The organism is Aeromonas crassostreae (assembly GCF_054052445.1).
The window spans coordinates 69,107-83,901 of record NZ_JBSTYM010000009.1; the positions used below are offsets into that span (position 1 = coordinate 69,107).

Annotated in this window: 14 protein-coding genes; 12 read left to right on the plus strand and 2 right to left on the minus strand. The window is 66.3% G+C overall.

The genetic code is table 11. From position 1 onward, the window contains the following. Positions 1 to 137 precede the first annotated feature (137 nt). From ACW5W4_RS09155 to ACW5W4_RS09200, 10 genes are all read left to right on the plus strand, one after another. Positions 138 to 1,088, plus strand: a complete 951-nt coding sequence (locus ACW5W4_RS09155; protein WP_456689168.1) for an AAA family ATPase — start codon at positions 138 to 140, stop codon at positions 1,086 to 1,088. Further along, positions 1,079 to 1,993, plus strand: a complete 915-nt coding sequence (locus ACW5W4_RS09160; protein ID WP_456689169.1) for a DUF58 domain-containing protein — start codon at positions 1,079 to 1,081, stop codon at positions 1,991 to 1,993. Before ACW5W4_RS09155 ends, ACW5W4_RS09160 begins: the two co-directional genes overlap by 10 nt. Further along, positions 1,990 to 2,472 (plus strand): DUF4381 family protein, encoded by a 483-nt coding sequence (locus ACW5W4_RS09165; protein ID WP_456689170.1) that lies wholly within the window; start codon positions 1,990 to 1,992, stop codon positions 2,470 to 2,472. Before ACW5W4_RS09160 ends, ACW5W4_RS09165 begins: the two co-directional genes overlap by 4 nt. Continuing rightward, on the plus strand, positions 2,469 to 3,410 hold the full coding sequence (locus tag ACW5W4_RS09170) for a VWA domain-containing protein (RefSeq protein WP_456689171.1): 942 nt from the start codon (positions 2,469 to 2,471) through the stop codon (positions 3,408 to 3,410). The genes ACW5W4_RS09165 and ACW5W4_RS09170 overlap by 4 nt, the downstream gene beginning before the upstream one ends. Continuing rightward, on the plus strand, positions 3,410 to 4,831 hold the full coding sequence (locus ACW5W4_RS09175; protein ID WP_456689219.1) for a VWA domain-containing protein: 1,422 nt from the start codon (positions 3,410 to 3,412) through the stop codon (positions 4,829 to 4,831). The genes ACW5W4_RS09170 and ACW5W4_RS09175 overlap by 1 nt, the downstream gene beginning before the upstream one ends. Beyond that, positions 4,828 to 6,438 carry a BatD family protein gene (locus ACW5W4_RS09180; protein WP_456689172.1) on the plus strand — a complete coding sequence of 537 codons (1,611 nt, stop codon included), beginning with the start codon at positions 4,828 to 4,830 and terminating at the stop codon, positions 6,436 to 6,438. Before ACW5W4_RS09175 ends, ACW5W4_RS09180 begins: the two co-directional genes overlap by 4 nt. Further along, positions 6,438 to 7,019 (plus strand): sigma-70 family RNA polymerase sigma factor, encoded by a 582-nt coding sequence (locus tag ACW5W4_RS09185; protein WP_427262700.1) that lies wholly within the window; start codon positions 6,438 to 6,440, stop codon positions 7,017 to 7,019. Before ACW5W4_RS09180 ends, ACW5W4_RS09185 begins: the two co-directional genes overlap by 1 nt. Further along, positions 7,012 to 7,755, plus strand: a complete 744-nt coding sequence (locus ACW5W4_RS09190) for a DUF3379 domain-containing protein (protein WP_456689173.1) — start codon at positions 7,012 to 7,014, stop codon at positions 7,753 to 7,755. Before ACW5W4_RS09185 ends, ACW5W4_RS09190 begins: the two co-directional genes overlap by 8 nt. Before the next feature lie 389 nt (positions 7,756 to 8,144). Beyond that, positions 8,145 to 9,431: an outer membrane protein transport protein gene (locus ACW5W4_RS09195; RefSeq protein ID WP_456689174.1), complete on the plus strand. Its 1,287-nt coding sequence runs from the start codon at positions 8,145 to 8,147 to the stop codon at positions 9,429 to 9,431. A 424-nt stretch (positions 9,432 to 9,855) separates the two neighbouring features. Beyond that, positions 9,856 to 11,076 carry an EAL and HDOD domain-containing protein gene (locus ACW5W4_RS09200; protein ID WP_456689175.1) on the plus strand — a complete coding sequence of 407 codons (1,221 nt, stop codon included), beginning with the start codon at positions 9,856 to 9,858 and terminating at the stop codon, positions 11,074 to 11,076. Here ACW5W4_RS09200 and ACW5W4_RS09205 read toward each other — a convergent pair. Then, the gene (locus ACW5W4_RS09205; RefSeq protein WP_456689176.1) at positions 11,073 to 12,236 is read right to left on the minus strand and encodes a thiolase family protein; all 1,164 of its coding nucleotides are present in this window, start codon (positions 12,234 to 12,236) and stop codon (positions 11,073 to 11,075) included. The two genes, ACW5W4_RS09200 and ACW5W4_RS09205, sit on opposite strands and share 4 nt — an antisense overlap. Positions 12,237 to 12,361: 125 nt before the next feature. Between ACW5W4_RS09205 and ACW5W4_RS09210 the strand changes: the two genes are divergently transcribed. Next, complete coding sequence (locus tag ACW5W4_RS09210; protein WP_427262669.1) at positions 12,362 to 12,778, plus strand: MerR family transcriptional regulator; 417 nt, start codon at positions 12,362 to 12,364, stop codon at positions 12,776 to 12,778. 95 nt (positions 12,779 to 12,873) lie between these two features. On the opposite strand, the gene ACW5W4_RS09215 is transcribed toward ACW5W4_RS09210, so the two are convergent. Further along, positions 12,874 to 14,112, minus strand: a complete 1,239-nt coding sequence (locus tag ACW5W4_RS09215) for a dicarboxylate/amino acid:cation symporter (protein WP_041994063.1) — start codon at positions 14,110 to 14,112, stop codon at positions 12,874 to 12,876. 269 nt (positions 14,113 to 14,381) lie between these two features. Here ACW5W4_RS09215 and ppnP point away from each other — a divergent pair, with 269 nt between their 5' ends. Beyond that, positions 14,382 to 14,666, plus strand: a complete 285-nt coding sequence (gene ppnP / locus ACW5W4_RS09220; RefSeq protein ID WP_041994066.1) for a pyrimidine/purine nucleoside phosphorylase — start codon at positions 14,382 to 14,384, stop codon at positions 14,664 to 14,666. Positions 14,667 to 14,795: the final 129 nt, after the last annotated feature.

The window sequence follows — 14,795 nt, forward strand, 5'->3', positions numbered from 1 at the left end:
CACATCTTAACAATCCACTCACAAGTTTCATACAGCTGATTGAAACTAAATCCGCGGCGGACAGACTCGGTTCTCGCACCTGGCGGTCATCTGGAGTATAAAAAGATCAACTTCTATTAAAACAATAGGTTTATCCCATGGCCTTGGCCGAATTTCGACAAGTACGCGACCACATTGCCAGCCAGATCCTGGGGCAGGGCGAACTCATCGACGGCCTGCTCATCGCCCTGTTATGTGAAGGCCATGTGTTGATCGAGGGCGCCCCCGGCCTCGCCAAGACCCGGGCGGTCAAGGTGCTGGCCAGTGCCATCGAGGGGCGTTTCGCCCGCATCCAGTTCACCCCGGATCTGCTGCCCGCCGATCTCACCGGCAGCGAGGTGTTCCACCCCCAGGATGCCAGCTTTCAGTTCCAGCCGGGCCCGCTTTTCAACCACCTGGTGCTGGCAGACGAGATCAACCGCGCACCGGCCAAGGTGCAATCCGCCCTGCTCGAGGCCATGGCCGAGCGCCAGATCACCGTGGGCAAGAAGAGCTGGCGCCTGCCGGGCCTCTTTATGGTGGCGGCCACGCAAAACCCGATAGAGCAGGAAGGGACCTACCCCCTGCCCGAGGCCCAGCTCGATCGCTTCCTGTTCAAGCTGGAGGTCGGCTACCCGGGCCCGGCCCTGGAACTCGCCATCCTGCAGCTGGGGGAGCAGGGAGAGACCATCCCCCCCTGCCCCTGCCTCATCGCTCCCCAGACCCTGCAAGGAGCCCGCGATGCCGTACTGAAGGTGATGATGCAGCCCAGATTGGCCCACTACCTGGTGCAGCTTACCTGCGCCACCCGCCCCGGCAGCGGCATCGCCCCCGAGCTCGCCCCCCTGATAGCCTTTGGCGCCAGCCCCAGGGCCACCCTGGGACTGGCCCGCGCCGCCCGGGCCCGCGCCTGGCTGGCCGGACGGGACTATGTGCTGCCCGACGACATCCAGCTGCTGGCCCCGGCGGTGCTGCGTCATCGCCTGTTGCCAAGCTACCAGGCCCAGGCCGAGGGGATCGGCACGGACGCCATCATCCAGCGCCTGCTGGAGTGGGTGCCATGCCCCTGAGTGGCGCCAGACCCGGGAGCGAGGCCACAGGGGAGCCGGCCAGCCCCTGGCCCCCCGAGCTGCAACTGCCCCTCGCCGACCTCATCGCCACCCGGCTGCTGGCCCCCCTGCCGCGGCCACGCCGCCACGGCCCCGCCCAGGGCGGCGTCCGTCGCCGCCAGCCGGGTCTCGACTTTCGCGAGCTGCGCCCCTATCAGGCCGGCGACGAGGTGCGCCACATCGACTGGCGGGTGACGGCCCGGATCGGCCGCCCCGTCACCCGCCTCTATGAAGAGGAGCAGGAGCAGCACCACTGGCTGCTGCTCGATCTCTCCCCGGCCCTCTATTTCGGCTCGGGCGACAGGCTCAAGGCCAGGCTCGCCTGCGAGCTGGCCGCCGCCCTGCTCTGGCAGGGGGCCCGCCACCCCCAGACCCTGCAGATCCATGGTCTCACGCCGCAGATCCTGAACCACAAGGGCCCTCCCTTGCCCCTGCTATACCAGATCTGCCGGCACTACCACGCCGGGCTGGCCCGTACCCCCCTGCCCACGACCCTGGCCGAGGCCGTGACCCTGCTGCGCACCCGCCTCCCCGCCGGCGCCCGGCTCACCCTGATTGGCGATCATCAAGCCCCCTCGGATCCCCTCTGCCAGGGCCTCACCGCCCTCGCCAGGGCCCACCCCATCGACTACTGGCAGATCCGCGATCCCCTGGAAGCCGGGATCTGGGGCCAGGAGCGGCTGCCGGTGACGAGCCGGCAGGGCCCCGGCTGGCTCGATGCCATCAGCCCCTCTTTTGGCCGTCGCTACCGGGAGGCGGCCGCCCGGCAGCACGCCCTCTGCCAGGCCCGGCTGCTGCCCCTGGTGCGGCGCCTGACCCTGCTCGATGGCAGCCAGTCCCTGCAGGCCCAGTGGGAGACGCCATGAGTCAGGCCGCCACCCTGGCCCGCCAGATCCGCGACATCCACCCCGGCCCCCCGCTGCTGGAGGCGTGGCTGGATCCCCGCCTCCACGCCCTGCTGCTATTGGCCCTGACCCTGGCGGCCCTCATCCTCGTCGCCTGGTTGGGGCGGCGGCTGTGGCGCTACCGGGGATGGTGCCGGGCCCTGAGCCCGCCGGATGAAGGGGATCCGGCCCTCTGGCTGGATCGGCTGCATGATCGGCTGCGCCAGGAGAGCCTGGCCCGCTGGCCCCATTGCCGATCCCTGCGAGGAGAGCCCTGGCTCGGCTGGCTCGACCAGCAGGGCCAGACCGATTTTCGCCGCTGGCATCCCCAGTGGGATGACTGGCTCTATGGCGGCCAGCAACCGAGCCTGGCCCAGCGCCGCGCCCTCTATGACGATTACCTGCGCCTGGGACGCCGCCTGCTGCTCGGCCGCCTGCTGGCGGGAAGGGCGGCCCCATGAGCCTGGCCTGGCCCTGGTTCGCCCTCGCCCTGGTGCTGCCCCTGCTGGTGCGCTCCCTGCCGCCCCTGCGCCGGCACCGCCTGCACCACGACGGCTTCCCCCTGCTGGGGCCCCAGGGGGGCCTGCCCCTCTGGTACGGGATCCTGCTGTGGTGCGCCCTGATCCTGGCCCTGTGCCGCCCCCAGCTGGTGGGCGAGCCCATCATCCAATACCAGGGCAGCCGGGACCTGCTGCTGGCGGTGGATCTCTCCGACAGCATGCGCACCCCGGACATGTTCGATGGCAGCCAGCAGCAAGACCGGCTGACGGCGGTGCGCCAGCAGGTGAAGGAGCTGATCCTGGCGCGTCGGGGGGACAGGATTGGCCTCATCGTCTTCGCCGATCACGCCTACCTGCTCGCTCCCTTGAGCGAAGAGACCCAGGCACTGCTGACCCTGAGTGACGAGCTGGATTTCGACCTGGTCGGCCGCACCACGGCGCTCGGCGAGGCCATCGCCCTGGCCCGCCGCCACCGGGATCCGGCCCGGGAGACGGCCCTGCTGCTCGTCACGGATGGCCGCAACACCGCCGGCAGCGCCGATCCCCTCGCCCAGGCCAGGGCCGCCCGGGCCGAAGGCATCACCCTCTTCACCCTGGGGGTCGGCGCCGATCCCGGCAGCCAGGTGCTGACCCCGGCCCAACCCGACCCCAGCGCCGAGCTCGACGAGCCCCTGCTCACCCAGTTGGCGACCATCGGCCAGGGCCGCTATTTTCGCGCCCGCACCCAGGGCGATCTCGTCGCCATGAACCGGGCCCTCGATACCCTGGCGCCCGGAGCCAGGCCGCTGCACAGCTACCGGCCCGTGACCGAACTCTACCCCTGGCCCCTGGCCCTCTCGCTCCTGCTGCTCATGCTGCCTGGGCTGATGGCGGCGGCCAGCCCATGGCGGCGACCCTGATGGAGCTCATGCTGCTGCGCCCCTGGTGGCTGCTCGCCCTGCTGCCCTGGCTTTGGCTCGGCTGGCGACAGCGCCGGCAAGCCCCCCTGCTCAGCCCCCTGATGCGCCGCTATCTGTTGCCGCGGGGACGCGCCGCCGTGCCCTGGCGCTGGTGGGCGGCCCTGCCCGCCATCCTGGCCCTCTGCGGCCCCGTGCTGGAGCAGGGACAAGGGAGCCGGGCCGCCCCGCCCCTGGATATCTGGCTGCTGGATCTCTCCCGCTCCATGGCGGCGCCGGATCTGGCGCCGGATCGCGCCACCCGGGCGCGCCTGCTGCTCCAGGATCTGCTGGCCCAGAGCCAGGGGCGACGCATCGCCCTCATCCTGTTTGCCGCGGATGCCTATCTCGCCATGCCCGCCACCCGCGATCGGGAGGCGATCGCCCGCCTGCTGCCGGACGTGCGCCCCGACATCATGCCGCTGCAAGGCTCCAACCCTGGTCGCGCCCTGGCCCTGGGGCTGGCCCAGATCCCGCCGGGCCAGCGGGCGCGTCTGCTGCTGGTAAGCGACGGCCTGACGGCGCGCCAGGCCGAGGAGATTGCCTCGCTCTGGCCCTGTCAGGGGCGCTGGCAATGCCTGCGCCAACCCGGGGCCCCCCGCCTCGATATCCTGCTCGCGGCGACCCAGGCCCAGGTTCCCCTCGGCGGCGAGCTGGCCCTGGCCCTGGGACGGGCCAGCCTGCCGCCGCCGGATCTTGCCCTGATGACCGGGCTCGCCCGCCGCCTCGGCGGCCAGTTGCACCTCCTGGGTGAGGGCCTGCCCACCTTTGCCCCCCTGCCGACGGATCTGGCGCCGGATCCCGCCGGGCGCCAGGAGCTCGGCCCCTGGCTGCTGCTGCCCCTGCTGCTGCTCTGCCTGCTGGCCCGGCGCGGCGCCCTCTGGCTGGCGTTGCTGCTCTGCCTGCCGCCCCAGGCGCCGCTCCAGGCCGCCCAATACGACCCGGCCCCGGCGCTGCAGGCCTATGGCGACGGCGACTACCTCAAGGCGGCGCGGCTGTTTCAAGACCCGATCTGGCGCGGCAATGCCTGGTACCGAGCCGGCGACTTCGAGCGGGCCCTGGCCGCCTATGGGGAGCAGTCAGGCCCCACCGCCCACTACAATCGCGGCAATGCCCTGGTGCAGCTTGGGCGCCTCGAGGAGGCCAGGCTCGCCTACCTCGCCTGCCTGGCCCAGGATCCGGCCCATCAGGACGCCCGCTACAACCTGACCCTGCTCGAACGCAGCGCCCCGCCCCCCATGGGCGGGGCCCCCTCCCCGGGCGAGACCAAGGCCAGCCCCCCGGGGGCGGCGGATCCGGCGCCCCCCGTCATCCTGCTCAAGGAGCGGCTGCGCAAGGAGGCGCTGCGCCGGGGTCTGCTGGCCCGCCCAGAGGACTCGGGATGAGCCGGGCCCATCGTCACCTTAGCCGCCCTTGGCTGGCGTGGATGCTGGTGGCGCTAGCGGCAGCCAGTCCCGCCCTGGGGAACGATCTGCGGGATCAGGCCTCCCTCCCGGGGCAGAGCGGGCGCCAGGGCGACGGGGTCATGGCGCCCTCGCACCAGGCATCCCAGCCCCCCAGGGCCGAGATCCTGGCCACGGAGCGGCCCGATGAGTGGCGGCTGATCATAGAGGCGCCGGGACGCTGGCCCGCCGGGGCCCTGGTCATCACCCCCTTGCTGCGCCAGTTCGCGGTGGGGCGAGTCTCCCTGCAGCAAGGCATGGGCGAGGATGGCCCCTCGACCCGCTGGCTGATCCCGCTCCACGGCCAGCCCGCGCCCCTGTCCCCCCTGCGCCTCGCCAGCTGGTCCATCCCCCTGCCCCCCTTCCCCGCAAGAGAGGCGGACACGGCGCCGCCTCCCCCCAGGGTGATCCAGCGGGCCAGCCTCAGCCATGAGGGGCCCCTCTACCCGGGTCAGCCCTTCGTCTATGCCCTGCACATCACGCTGCCCGATCAGATCCGCCAGCCTGCGCTGGAGGAGCTCGCGCACCCGGACGTCACCATACGCCGCCTCGGGGAGGATGAGTGGCGCCCCGGTGCCCGCGCCGGCGAGCCCGGGGAGCTGATCCGCCGCTGGCTGCTCCAGGCCAGGAGGGCCGGGGATGTCACCCTGACCGCCCCCAGGTTGCAGGCCAGCTATCTGCTGGGAAACCAGTCCCAGACCCTGGCCGGGCGGGCCGCCCCCCTCTCCCTGCATGTGGATGAGGCCCCCCTGCCCCTGGTGGCGCGCCGCCTCACCCTCAACCAGCAGTTCACCCGCCGCCAGGCCACCCTGGGCGAGCCCATCATCCGGACCCTTCGCCTGCGCCTGGAGGACGGGGATGGCAGCCAGGTGAGCCTGCCCGAGGTGCACGTGGCCGGGCTCAGGGTGCAGGGCGACGGCAGCCAGCGCCGCGAACGCTTCCTCGCCAATGGCCGGCTGCTGTACGAGCGGGAGTGGCGCCAGGCCCTGCGCGCCACCCAGCCCGGCGACTATCTGCTGCCCGAGATCCGCCTGCCCTGGCTCAACACCCAAAATGGGCGCATCGAGCAGCTGATCCTGCCCGGCCAGCGGCTGAGCTTCACCCCCGCTCCCGCGAGCACGACGGCCTCGCCATCCTCCTCCGTCACCCGCATCCCTCTGCTCATCTGGGCCCTGCTGCCCCTCCTGCTGATTCCCTGTCGCCCTCGCCTGGGTCGCTGGCTCGCCTTCTATCGCCTGCAACAGGCCCTGCGGCGGGGCGATGCCGAGGGCAGTCGCCGGGCCCTGCGGCACTGGCGCCACAGACGCTGGCCCGAGTCTCTGTCCCCTGCCATCCTTTGGCCAGGGGAGATCCCCGTCTCGGCACCGATGGCGGCCGCCCTCGATACCCTGCAGGCGGCCTGCTTTGGTACACTGACTCACTTTGACGGCGCCCCCCTCGCCCTTGGCCTGTGCGCCTATGAGACGAGGGGGGTCGCCGGCTTGCTCAGACGAGTCGCTTGGTTGGACGGCACTTATCGCCACAGGGATCACCACAAGGAGACTCAGTGATGGGGTTTTCGCTGTTTCGCAAGAAAACGGGGAAGGAACCGGCGCCATCCCCGGTCAATGAGGGTATGGCAGACAAACAGAAAAAATATGAAGCCCTGGTCCATGCCCTCCATGGGGACATCTATCGCTACGCCTACTGGCTGTGCCGGGATCCCCATGTAGCAGAAGATCTGGTGCAGGAGACCTACCTGCGCGCCTGGCGGGCGATCGATAGCCTGGTCGACGACAAGGCGGCCAAGCCCTGGCTCATCACCATACTGCGGCGGGAGAATGCCCGCCGCTTCGAGCGCAAGCGCTTCGATCTCATCGATCTGGACGAGTTTCCCCAAAGCGATGACGAGGCGCTGCACAGCGAGCAGGAGATGGAGCACGAGTGGCTGCGCCGCCACATCGCCAGATTGCCGCAGGAGTACCAGGAACCCCTGCTGCTGCAAGTCGTCGGCGGCTTTAGCGGCGAAGAGATAGCCCAGCAGCTGGGCCTGAACAAGAACACGGTGATGACCCGGCTGTTTCGGGCACGCAACCAGATCCGAGAGGCCATGGCGTCAACCGCACAACAGAGAGGACAGGGTAATGGATGAGCTGGAGTTTCGCCGCCGGGCTGTCATCGATCCTCATGATACCCAGGACGCCTTCACCGACATGGCCAAGGCGTCCCCCGCCAACCGCAAGTGGCTCGAGGAGATGAAACAGTTCGATCACAAGCTCAGCAAGGGGATGCAGGTGGAAGTGCCGCCCGGGCTCGCCGAGCGGCTGCTGCTCAGGCAGGCCATCGGTGCCGAGTCGCCGCCAAGCCGCCCCCCGGCGCCCCGGGCATCGGGCTGGAAGCCCCTGGCCATCGCCGCCTCGGTCGCCTTCCTGATCGGGGTCAGCACCCGCTGGCTGCCCTGGCCGAGCAGCCCGCCAGCGCAGGCCTCTCTGGCCCAGGTGGCGCTGGCTCACGTCTATGGGGAGGAGCCCTTCATCACAGGGGTCGACGAGCAGGTGTCGCTCCAGACCATCAACGCCAAGATGGAGAAGTACGGCGCCACCCTGATGAACATGCAGGACATGGCCAGGATCACCTATGTCAATCACTGCGCCTTCTATCAGGGACCCGCGCTGCACATGGTGCTGCAGGGCAAGATGGGGCCCGTCACCCTCTTCATGGTGCCCAAGCATGTGCCCCTGCGCCTGGACCCACGATTCGATGATGGCCGGCTCAAGGGAGAGGTGATCCCCCTCAAGGGGGCCAACCTGGTGTTGATCGGCGCGATGGAGGAACCGCTTGATCCCCTCTCCAGGCAGATCGCGTCCCGCTTGCACTGGTCCATCTAGCGCCTGTTCACCCAGCCTCATCATGCCCGGGGCCATTTTGGGCCCTGGGCATCTTCCCTTTTCTGCGCAGGTTTCCGTCCCATTCGCCGCCATTCCCCCCATAAAAGCCAAATTATTTCTCTGTCGATCCGCCACCACCTCGATGACTAAATGAACAACAGGGCCTCATTTCGGTCATTTTGCCGCCAACCGCAAACAAATAATTAACACAATAGAAACTTTTATGTATTCTGCTCCCACTGGTCTGATTTCTTACCTCCTACCAGATCCATAGAATCACGCCAGAAATGATAGGGAAGATGCAAACATAACAACAGATCTTGTCAGCTTTTGCGGCGATTACGCCGGGATAGCGCGGCAAAAAATCTGCCAAATAAAGAGAGAACACCATGACGACTGCCTTTTTCAAGAAGAGCCTGATTGCCGCTGCCATCACCCTGGTCAGCACCCAAACCTTCGCTGCAGCTTTCCAGCTCAACGAACACTCTGCCTCAGGCCTGGGCCGCGCCTTCGCCGGTGAAGCCGCGATCGCCGACAACGCCGCCGTGCTGGCCCGCAACCCGGCCGCCATGACTCGCTTTGACAAGATGGCGATCTCGGTCGCCGGCAGCTACATCCACCCGGACGTGGACGTGGACGGCAAGATTGCCGGTGCCTATGACTCCAGCGAAGACAACATTGCCCCGGATGCCTTCGTGCCGGCCGCCTACTTCATTCAGCCCATCAACGAGCAGTGGGCCTGGGGCCTGGCCATGTTCTCCAACTACGGCCTCTCCACCGAGTATTCGGACAACTACTCCGGCGGCGCCATCGCGGGCAACACCGAGCTGACGACCATCAACCTCAACCCCAACATCGCCTACCGCGTCGACTCCCAGTGGAGTCTGGGGGCGGGTCTGAACCTGGTCTATGCCAAGGCGGAGCTGAACCGCCGCGCCGGTGTCCTGGCCCCTGCGGTCAGCCAGCAGCTGGGCACCCAGGTCAGCCCGGACACCAAGCTCGCCCACCTGAAGGGGGATGACTGGGGCTGGGGCTGGAACCTGGGTGCCATGTATGAAGTGAACGAAGATCACCGCTTCGCCCTGACCTATCGCTCCCAGGTCGACATCACCTTCGAGGGGGATTATCAGGGAACCTCGTCGCGCATGCAGAAGGTGGATGGCAAGCTCCCCCTCGACTTGCCGGCCCAGGCCGAGTTTGCCGGTTACCACCGTCTGGATCCGCGCTTTGCGGTGCACTATTCGGTCAACTGGACCGAATGGAGCACCTTCCAGGAGCTCAACGCCACCAGCGACAGCTGCGTCAGCGCCGCAGGGGCCGGCGTCTGTCTGCAAAAAGATGAGAAATTCAAGGATGCCTTCCGTTACTCCATCGGTGGCACCTGGTACGTCAACCCGTCCTGGGAAGCCCGCGTCGGATTGGCCTATGACAGGACCCCCATCGAGGCCGAATACCGCAGCCTGAGCATCCCGGATTCCGACCGGGTCTGGTACAGTGCCGGCGCCACCTATCACATCAATCCGGACATGAGCGTCGATTTCGGCATGACCTATATCGATGGCAAAGAGGTGAAGGTCAACGAGGGCGTACCCGACCATAACAGCCAACTGCGCTGGCAGGGCACCTCCCACGGTGACGCCTTCCTGGCCGCCGCCCAGTTCAACATGCAGTTCTGACCACCGAGTCAACGAGAGGGCGCCTGCGGGCGCCTTTTTTGTACCGCCCACCCCGCTTGCGGCTGTGGTACACACATCGATGCTTTTCTCAGACGGTGAGCCCGATGTTGGCCCGCCTGCCCTCCCCTCTTTCCGCCCCTCTCCCGTTGGATGGCCGGCAGCCAGTTGGCGATCCGGATGCGCCGGGCAGCTCCCGTGGATCCCCCTCTGCGCGGATGTCAGCCATCGTCGTCACCCCCATCTCCCGATGGCAAACCTGTGCAGGCACGATGCACTCATCCATCGGCCCGGGACGGGATAGTGGCCGAACGCTGACCACCCGGCGACGATCGACAGCGGGTAATTTCCCCCGGCCGCTCCGGTGGGCTGGCACAGTGGCTCCCTTCGCCATACTATCAAGCCAACCTTCATCACGGAGCACGACATGTATTCCTACGTGGCCAGGCAACCCATACTCGACAGCAGCCTGCAAACTCACGCCTATGAGCTGCTGTTTCGCGATAGCCTGGAGAATGTCTTCCCCTCCATCTCTTCCCGGCAGGCCACCTCCCGCCTGGTGGTCGAACAGTTCTTGCAGCAGAACATCGACCAGTTGCTGGGCGGTCGCCCCTGCTTCATCAACTTTCCCCACGATGTGCTGCTGGAGGGGCTGGCGGAGTGCCTGCCTCCCAGACAGGTGGTGATCGAGATCCTCGAGGATGCCCTCCCGGACGATGCCCTGCTGGCCAAGGTCCGGGAGCTGCACCAGCTCGGCTATCGCCTGGCCCTGGACGATTTCACCATGTCCTCGGCCTGGGAGCGATTCCTGCCCTGGATCCACATCATCAAGTTCGACCTGCGCCTGAGCCCCCTGCCCCAGATAGCCTCCTTCATCCAGCGTCATCACCACCTGCGCCTCACCTACCTGGCCGAGAAGGTGGAGAGCAAGCAGGAGTTCGAGCAGACCCAGGCCCTGGGCATCAGCCTGTTTCAGGGCTTCTTCTTCAGTCGCCCCGAGATGGTCAAGCGGGCCACCATGCAGCCGGCCCAGATGGTGGTGATCCAGCTGCTCAACGAGGTGAACCAGTCCGAGCCCAACCTGGTGCGCATCGAGCAGCTGCTCGGCCAGGATGTCTCCCTCTCCCTCAAGCTGCTGCGCTATGTCAACAACCTCAAGGGGCGCAGCAAGCCCATCTCCTCCTTCCGCCAGGCGGCGATCTACCTGGGCCACACCCAGCTCAGGCGCTTCGTCACCCTGGTCGCCACCAGCGGTGCCGGCCAGGGCAAGAGCGCCGAGCTCTACCAGATGTCCCTGATCCGGGCCCGCTTCTGCGAACTGCTGGCCCTGGCCCATGCCTCCACAGCCCAGAGTCAGCAGGCCTTCATCGTCGGCCTCTTCTCCCTGCTCGATGTCTTGATGGAGCAGCCCATGGTGACCCTGCTCGGCAGCGTGCCCATCACGGACGAGATCCGCCGGGCCCTGCTGGCGAGAGAGGGCAAGCTCGGCTTCTATCTGACGTTTTGCGAGGATTACGAGGCGGCGAACTGGCCCAGGGTGGCGATGCACACCGCCCGCCTGGGCCTGAATGAAGAGAAGGTCAGTCAGCTCTATCTGAGCGCCACCGCCTGGGTCAACGAGCAGATCAACGCCATGGATCAGGCCTAGATCAGCTCCAGCGCCAGGGCCGTGGCCTCGCCGCCCCCGATGCACAGAGCCGCCACCCCCCGCCTCAGGCCATGGGCCCGCAAGGCATGGACCAGGGTCACCAGGATCCGGGCCCCGCTCGCCCCGAGGGGGTGTCCCAGGGCACAGGCACCGCCATGGACGTTGAGCCGCTCCGCCGGAATGGCGCACCCCGTCATCGCCAGCATGCTCACCATGGCGAAGGCCTCGTTCACCTCATAGAGATCCACCTGGTCGCTGCGCCAGCCCAGGCTCGCCAGCAGGCGGTTGATGGCGGCCACCGGGGCCGAGACAAACTCGGCGGGCACGCCGGCGTGGCTCACATAGCCCCGGATCCGCGCCAGCGGCACCAGGCCTTCGGCCAGGGCCGTCTCTTCACGCATCAGCAGCAGGGCCGCGGCGCCATCCGAGATGGAGCTGCTGTTGGCCGCCGTGATGGTGCCATCGGGGCGAAAGGCGGGCCTGAGGGTGGGGATCTTCTCCATGCGGGCCTTGCCGGGTTGCTCATCCTCGGCCAGCAGCACCCTGTCTCCCTGGCGCACCTCGGTCAGCTCGGCGGCGAAACGTCCTTCTCGCTGCGCCCGCAATGCCCGCGCCAGCGACTCCATGGCGAAGGCATCCATCCCGGCCCGGCTGATCTGGGCCCTGTCGGCACTCGCCTGGGCATGGACCCCCATCAGCTGGCCATCGTAGGCATCTTGCAGACCATCGAGAAAGAGGCTGTCCTGGATCTGCTGGTGCCCCATGCGATAGCCGCCCCGCGCCTTGTCCAGCAGGTAGGGGGCCCGGCTCATGCTCTCCATGCCCCCCGCCAGCATCATCTCCCCCTGCCCCAGACGCAGGCTGTCGGCGGCCAGCATCACCGCCTTCATGCCCGAGCCACACACCTTGTTGACCGTGGTGCAAGGCACGCTCACCGGCAAGCCGGCCCCCAGCGCCGCCTGGCGCGCCGGCGCCTGCCCCATGCCCGCCGCCAGCACGTTGCCCATCAGCACCTCCTGGATCCTGCCCGGGCTGACCCCGACCTCATCGAGGGTGGCGGCCAGGGCACATGCCCCCAGCTCGGCGGCGCTCAAGGTGGCGAGGGCCCCCTGAAAGGCCCCCATGGGGGTGCGTTTGGCCGCGACTATGACGATATCCATCTCTTTGCCTCTCCTGGTTACATATCGGTAACATAAGGCGCCAAGCCTTGAAGGACAAGCACTTGCGAGCAGACGGCGCTTTGGGTAAGGTGCCAGCCAGGATTGACAGCCAAGATGATACCCAGATGCCCTCCCAGGACGACACCCGCAGCTACAGCATCAGTGAGCTCGCCAAAGAGTTTGACGTGACCACCCGCAGCATCCGTTTCTATGAAGATCAGGGGCTGCTCACCCCCACCCGCCAGGGGCAGACCCGCATCTACAGTCGCCAGGACAGGGTGCGCCTCAAGCTGACCCTGCGCGGCAAGCGGCTGGGATTCAGCCTGGCGGATATTCGCGAGCTATTTGACCTCTATGACGCCGACAAGAGCAGCCGCACCCAGTTGAGCAGCATGCTCTCCCTCATCGAGGAGAAGCGCGAGACACTGCACCAGCAGCTCGAGGACATAGAGATGGTGCTGCTGGAGCTGGATGCCGCCAAGCAGCGCTGCCAGCAGGCGCTGCACCAGCTGGCGGACGGTCGTACTACCCGGGAAGCGTAATGCCCCCGGAAAAAGCCATAAATAAAAAGAGGGGCCATATCGGCCCCTCTTGCTTGGCTGGGTGAGCAGGGCGCTATGCCTTGCCCCCTCCCCGCTTATTTCTGCCAGCGGGCAGCATCGTAGTCCGGGCTGAACCTGTCCACTATGATGGCGCAGGCCGCATCCCCGGTGATGTTGAGGGCGGTACGGATCATGTCGAACAGGCGATCCAGGGCGAACAGCAGGGGCAGCCCCTCGATGGGGATCCCGGCAGCCAGCAGCACGGCCACCACCAGGAAGCTCGGCCCCGGCACCCCGGCCTGGCCGATGGCGCCCAGGGTGGAGGTCAGTATGATGGCGACCCAGGCCCCCAGGGAGAGATCGATGTTGAACACCTGGGCGAAGAAGATGGCGACCAGACCGTAATAGATGGCGTTGCCGCTCATGTTGATGGTCGCCCCCAGGGGCAGCACGAAGGCGGCGGTGCTGTTGCTGACTTTCAGCTCCTTCTCGCACACTTCCATGGTGACCGGCAGGGTGGCCATGGAGGAGGCGGTAGAGAAGGCGACGACCTGGGCCTTCTTCATGGCCGACAGGTACTTGAGCACAGGGGTATTGGAGAAGACGGCGATCAGCAGCGGATAGACGATGAAGCCGAACACCAGGATGGCGGCCACGTACACGGCAAACAGGTTGAACACCAGGGAGAGCACATCGAAGCCGTAGGTACCGATGGCATCGGCCATCAGACCAAAGACACCGAACGGCGCCACCAGCATCACCTTGTTGATCATCCAGACGAAGGCGTCGACCAGGGTGTTGAGACCATCCACCAGCGGCTTGGCACGGGCGGCCGGCTGCTTGGCCAGGGCGATGCCGAGGAACAGGCAGAACACCAGGATCTGCAGAATGTTCGCCTCGTTGAGGGACTGGAAGACGTTGGTCGGGATCATGCCAAGCAGGGTGGCGATGGCATCGGGCAGTTCACCCTTGTCGGCATACTCGCCGGAGAAGAGGGATTTCATCGAGCTGAGATCGACGCCGGCACCCGGCTGGAACACCTGTCCCATCACCAGGGCCAGGAAGACGGCCAGGGCGGAGGTGCCGAGGAAGAACAGCAGGGTGCTGCCCCCTATCTTGCCCGCCGCCGGGCTGGCACCCAGGTTGGCGGCGCCCGAGATGATGGCCACCGCCACCAGGGGGATCACCAGCATCTTGATGAGCTGGATAAACAGACTGCCGAGGGGGGCAAACATGGCGGCTTGCTCGCCCATGAGCACACCAACCAGCGCCCCCAGCAGCATGGCTACCACGACCTGGAAGCCAATGTTCTTAATGAGTCCTTTAGTTAACACAAAATGTTCCTTTCGCGAATAAATGTCACACTTTCCCAGTGCAATTAGCCAGACAGGGGAATGAACTCCTGCTCATTCCCCTGCCGGGCGGATTTATCTCATATTTATCTGCTGTTTTGAATCGCTAATTCATGACGCTGATATATTGATAAGTTTGCAATAAAGTTAAGATTCAAAAGAAACACGCCTAAAAAACATCATTTTGCTATGCCCATGAACAGAATTCTGTGCTAGCTTGACCCGGTAACCGCATAAACAGGGATAGAAAGATGCTGAAAGTAAACGAATATTTTGACGGAAATGTAAAATCCATCGGCTTTGATCAAAATGGTGAGCAATCCACGGTGGGTGTCATGGCCGCCGGGGATTACCTGTTCAACACCGGCGCCCCCGAGCGCATGACGGTGGTCAAGGGCAGCCTGACCATACAGCTGGCCGGCTCCAGCGACTGGCAACGCTACGATCAGGGGCAATCCTTCGAGGTGCCCGGCAACTCCTCCTTCTCCCTCAAGGTGAGCAGCCCCAGCGCCTATCTGTGCGAATTTCTCGGCTGAGCCGGCGCACCAGCACTCTAATATCGCGAGGGGCCAAGGCCCCTCCTGTCATGGCAACCCCAGCCCTCTTCTCTTTGCCCCCTTCCTTGGTTAAGCTGTCAGGCCGACACAAAGATTCAAACGAACGTC

What these genes read in the sequence shown, in the direction of transcription:
- ACW5W4_RS09165 (WP_456689170.1), top strand. Translation starts at nt 1,990, where the DNA reads ATGAGTCAGGCCGCCACCCTGGCCCGCCAGATCCGCGACATCCACCCC.
- ACW5W4_RS09170 (WP_456689171.1), top strand. Translation starts at nt 2,469, where the DNA reads ATGAGCCTGGCCTGGCCCTGGTTCGCCCTCGCCCTGGTGCTGCCCCTG.
- ACW5W4_RS09180 (WP_456689172.1), top strand. Translation starts at nt 4,828, where the DNA reads ATGAGCCGGGCCCATCGTCACCTTAGCCGCCCTTGGCTGGCGTGGATG.
- ppnP (WP_041994066.1), top strand. Translation starts at nt 14,382, where the DNA reads ATGCTGAAAGTAAACGAATATTTTGACGGAAATGTAAAATCCATCGGC.
- ACW5W4_RS09185 (WP_427262700.1), top strand. Translation starts at nt 6,438, where the DNA reads ATGGGGTTTTCGCTGTTTCGCAAGAAAACGGGGAAGGAACCGGCGCCA.
- ACW5W4_RS09160 (WP_456689169.1), top strand. Translation starts at nt 1,079, where the DNA reads ATGCCCCTGAGTGGCGCCAGACCCGGGAGCGAGGCCACAGGGGAGCCG.
- ACW5W4_RS09210 (WP_427262669.1), top strand. Translation starts at nt 12,362, where the DNA reads ATGCCCTCCCAGGACGACACCCGCAGCTACAGCATCAGTGAGCTCGCC.
- ACW5W4_RS09195 (WP_456689174.1), top strand. Translation starts at nt 8,145, where the DNA reads ATGACGACTGCCTTTTTCAAGAAGAGCCTGATTGCCGCTGCCATCACC.
- ACW5W4_RS09155 (WP_456689168.1), top strand. Translation starts at nt 138, where the DNA reads ATGGCCTTGGCCGAATTTCGACAAGTACGCGACCACATTGCCAGCCAG.
- ACW5W4_RS09190 (WP_456689173.1), top strand. Translation starts at nt 7,012, where the DNA reads ATGGATGAGCTGGAGTTTCGCCGCCGGGCTGTCATCGATCCTCATGAT.
- ACW5W4_RS09200 (WP_456689175.1), top strand. Translation starts at nt 9,856, where the DNA reads ATGTATTCCTACGTGGCCAGGCAACCCATACTCGACAGCAGCCTGCAA.
- ACW5W4_RS09175 (WP_456689219.1), top strand. Translation starts at nt 3,410, where the DNA reads ATGGAGCTCATGCTGCTGCGCCCCTGGTGGCTGCTCGCCCTGCTGCCC.
- ACW5W4_RS09205 (WP_456689176.1), bottom strand. Translation starts at nt 12,236, where the DNA reads ATGGATATCGTCATAGTCGCGGCCAAACGCACCCCCATGGGGGCCTTT.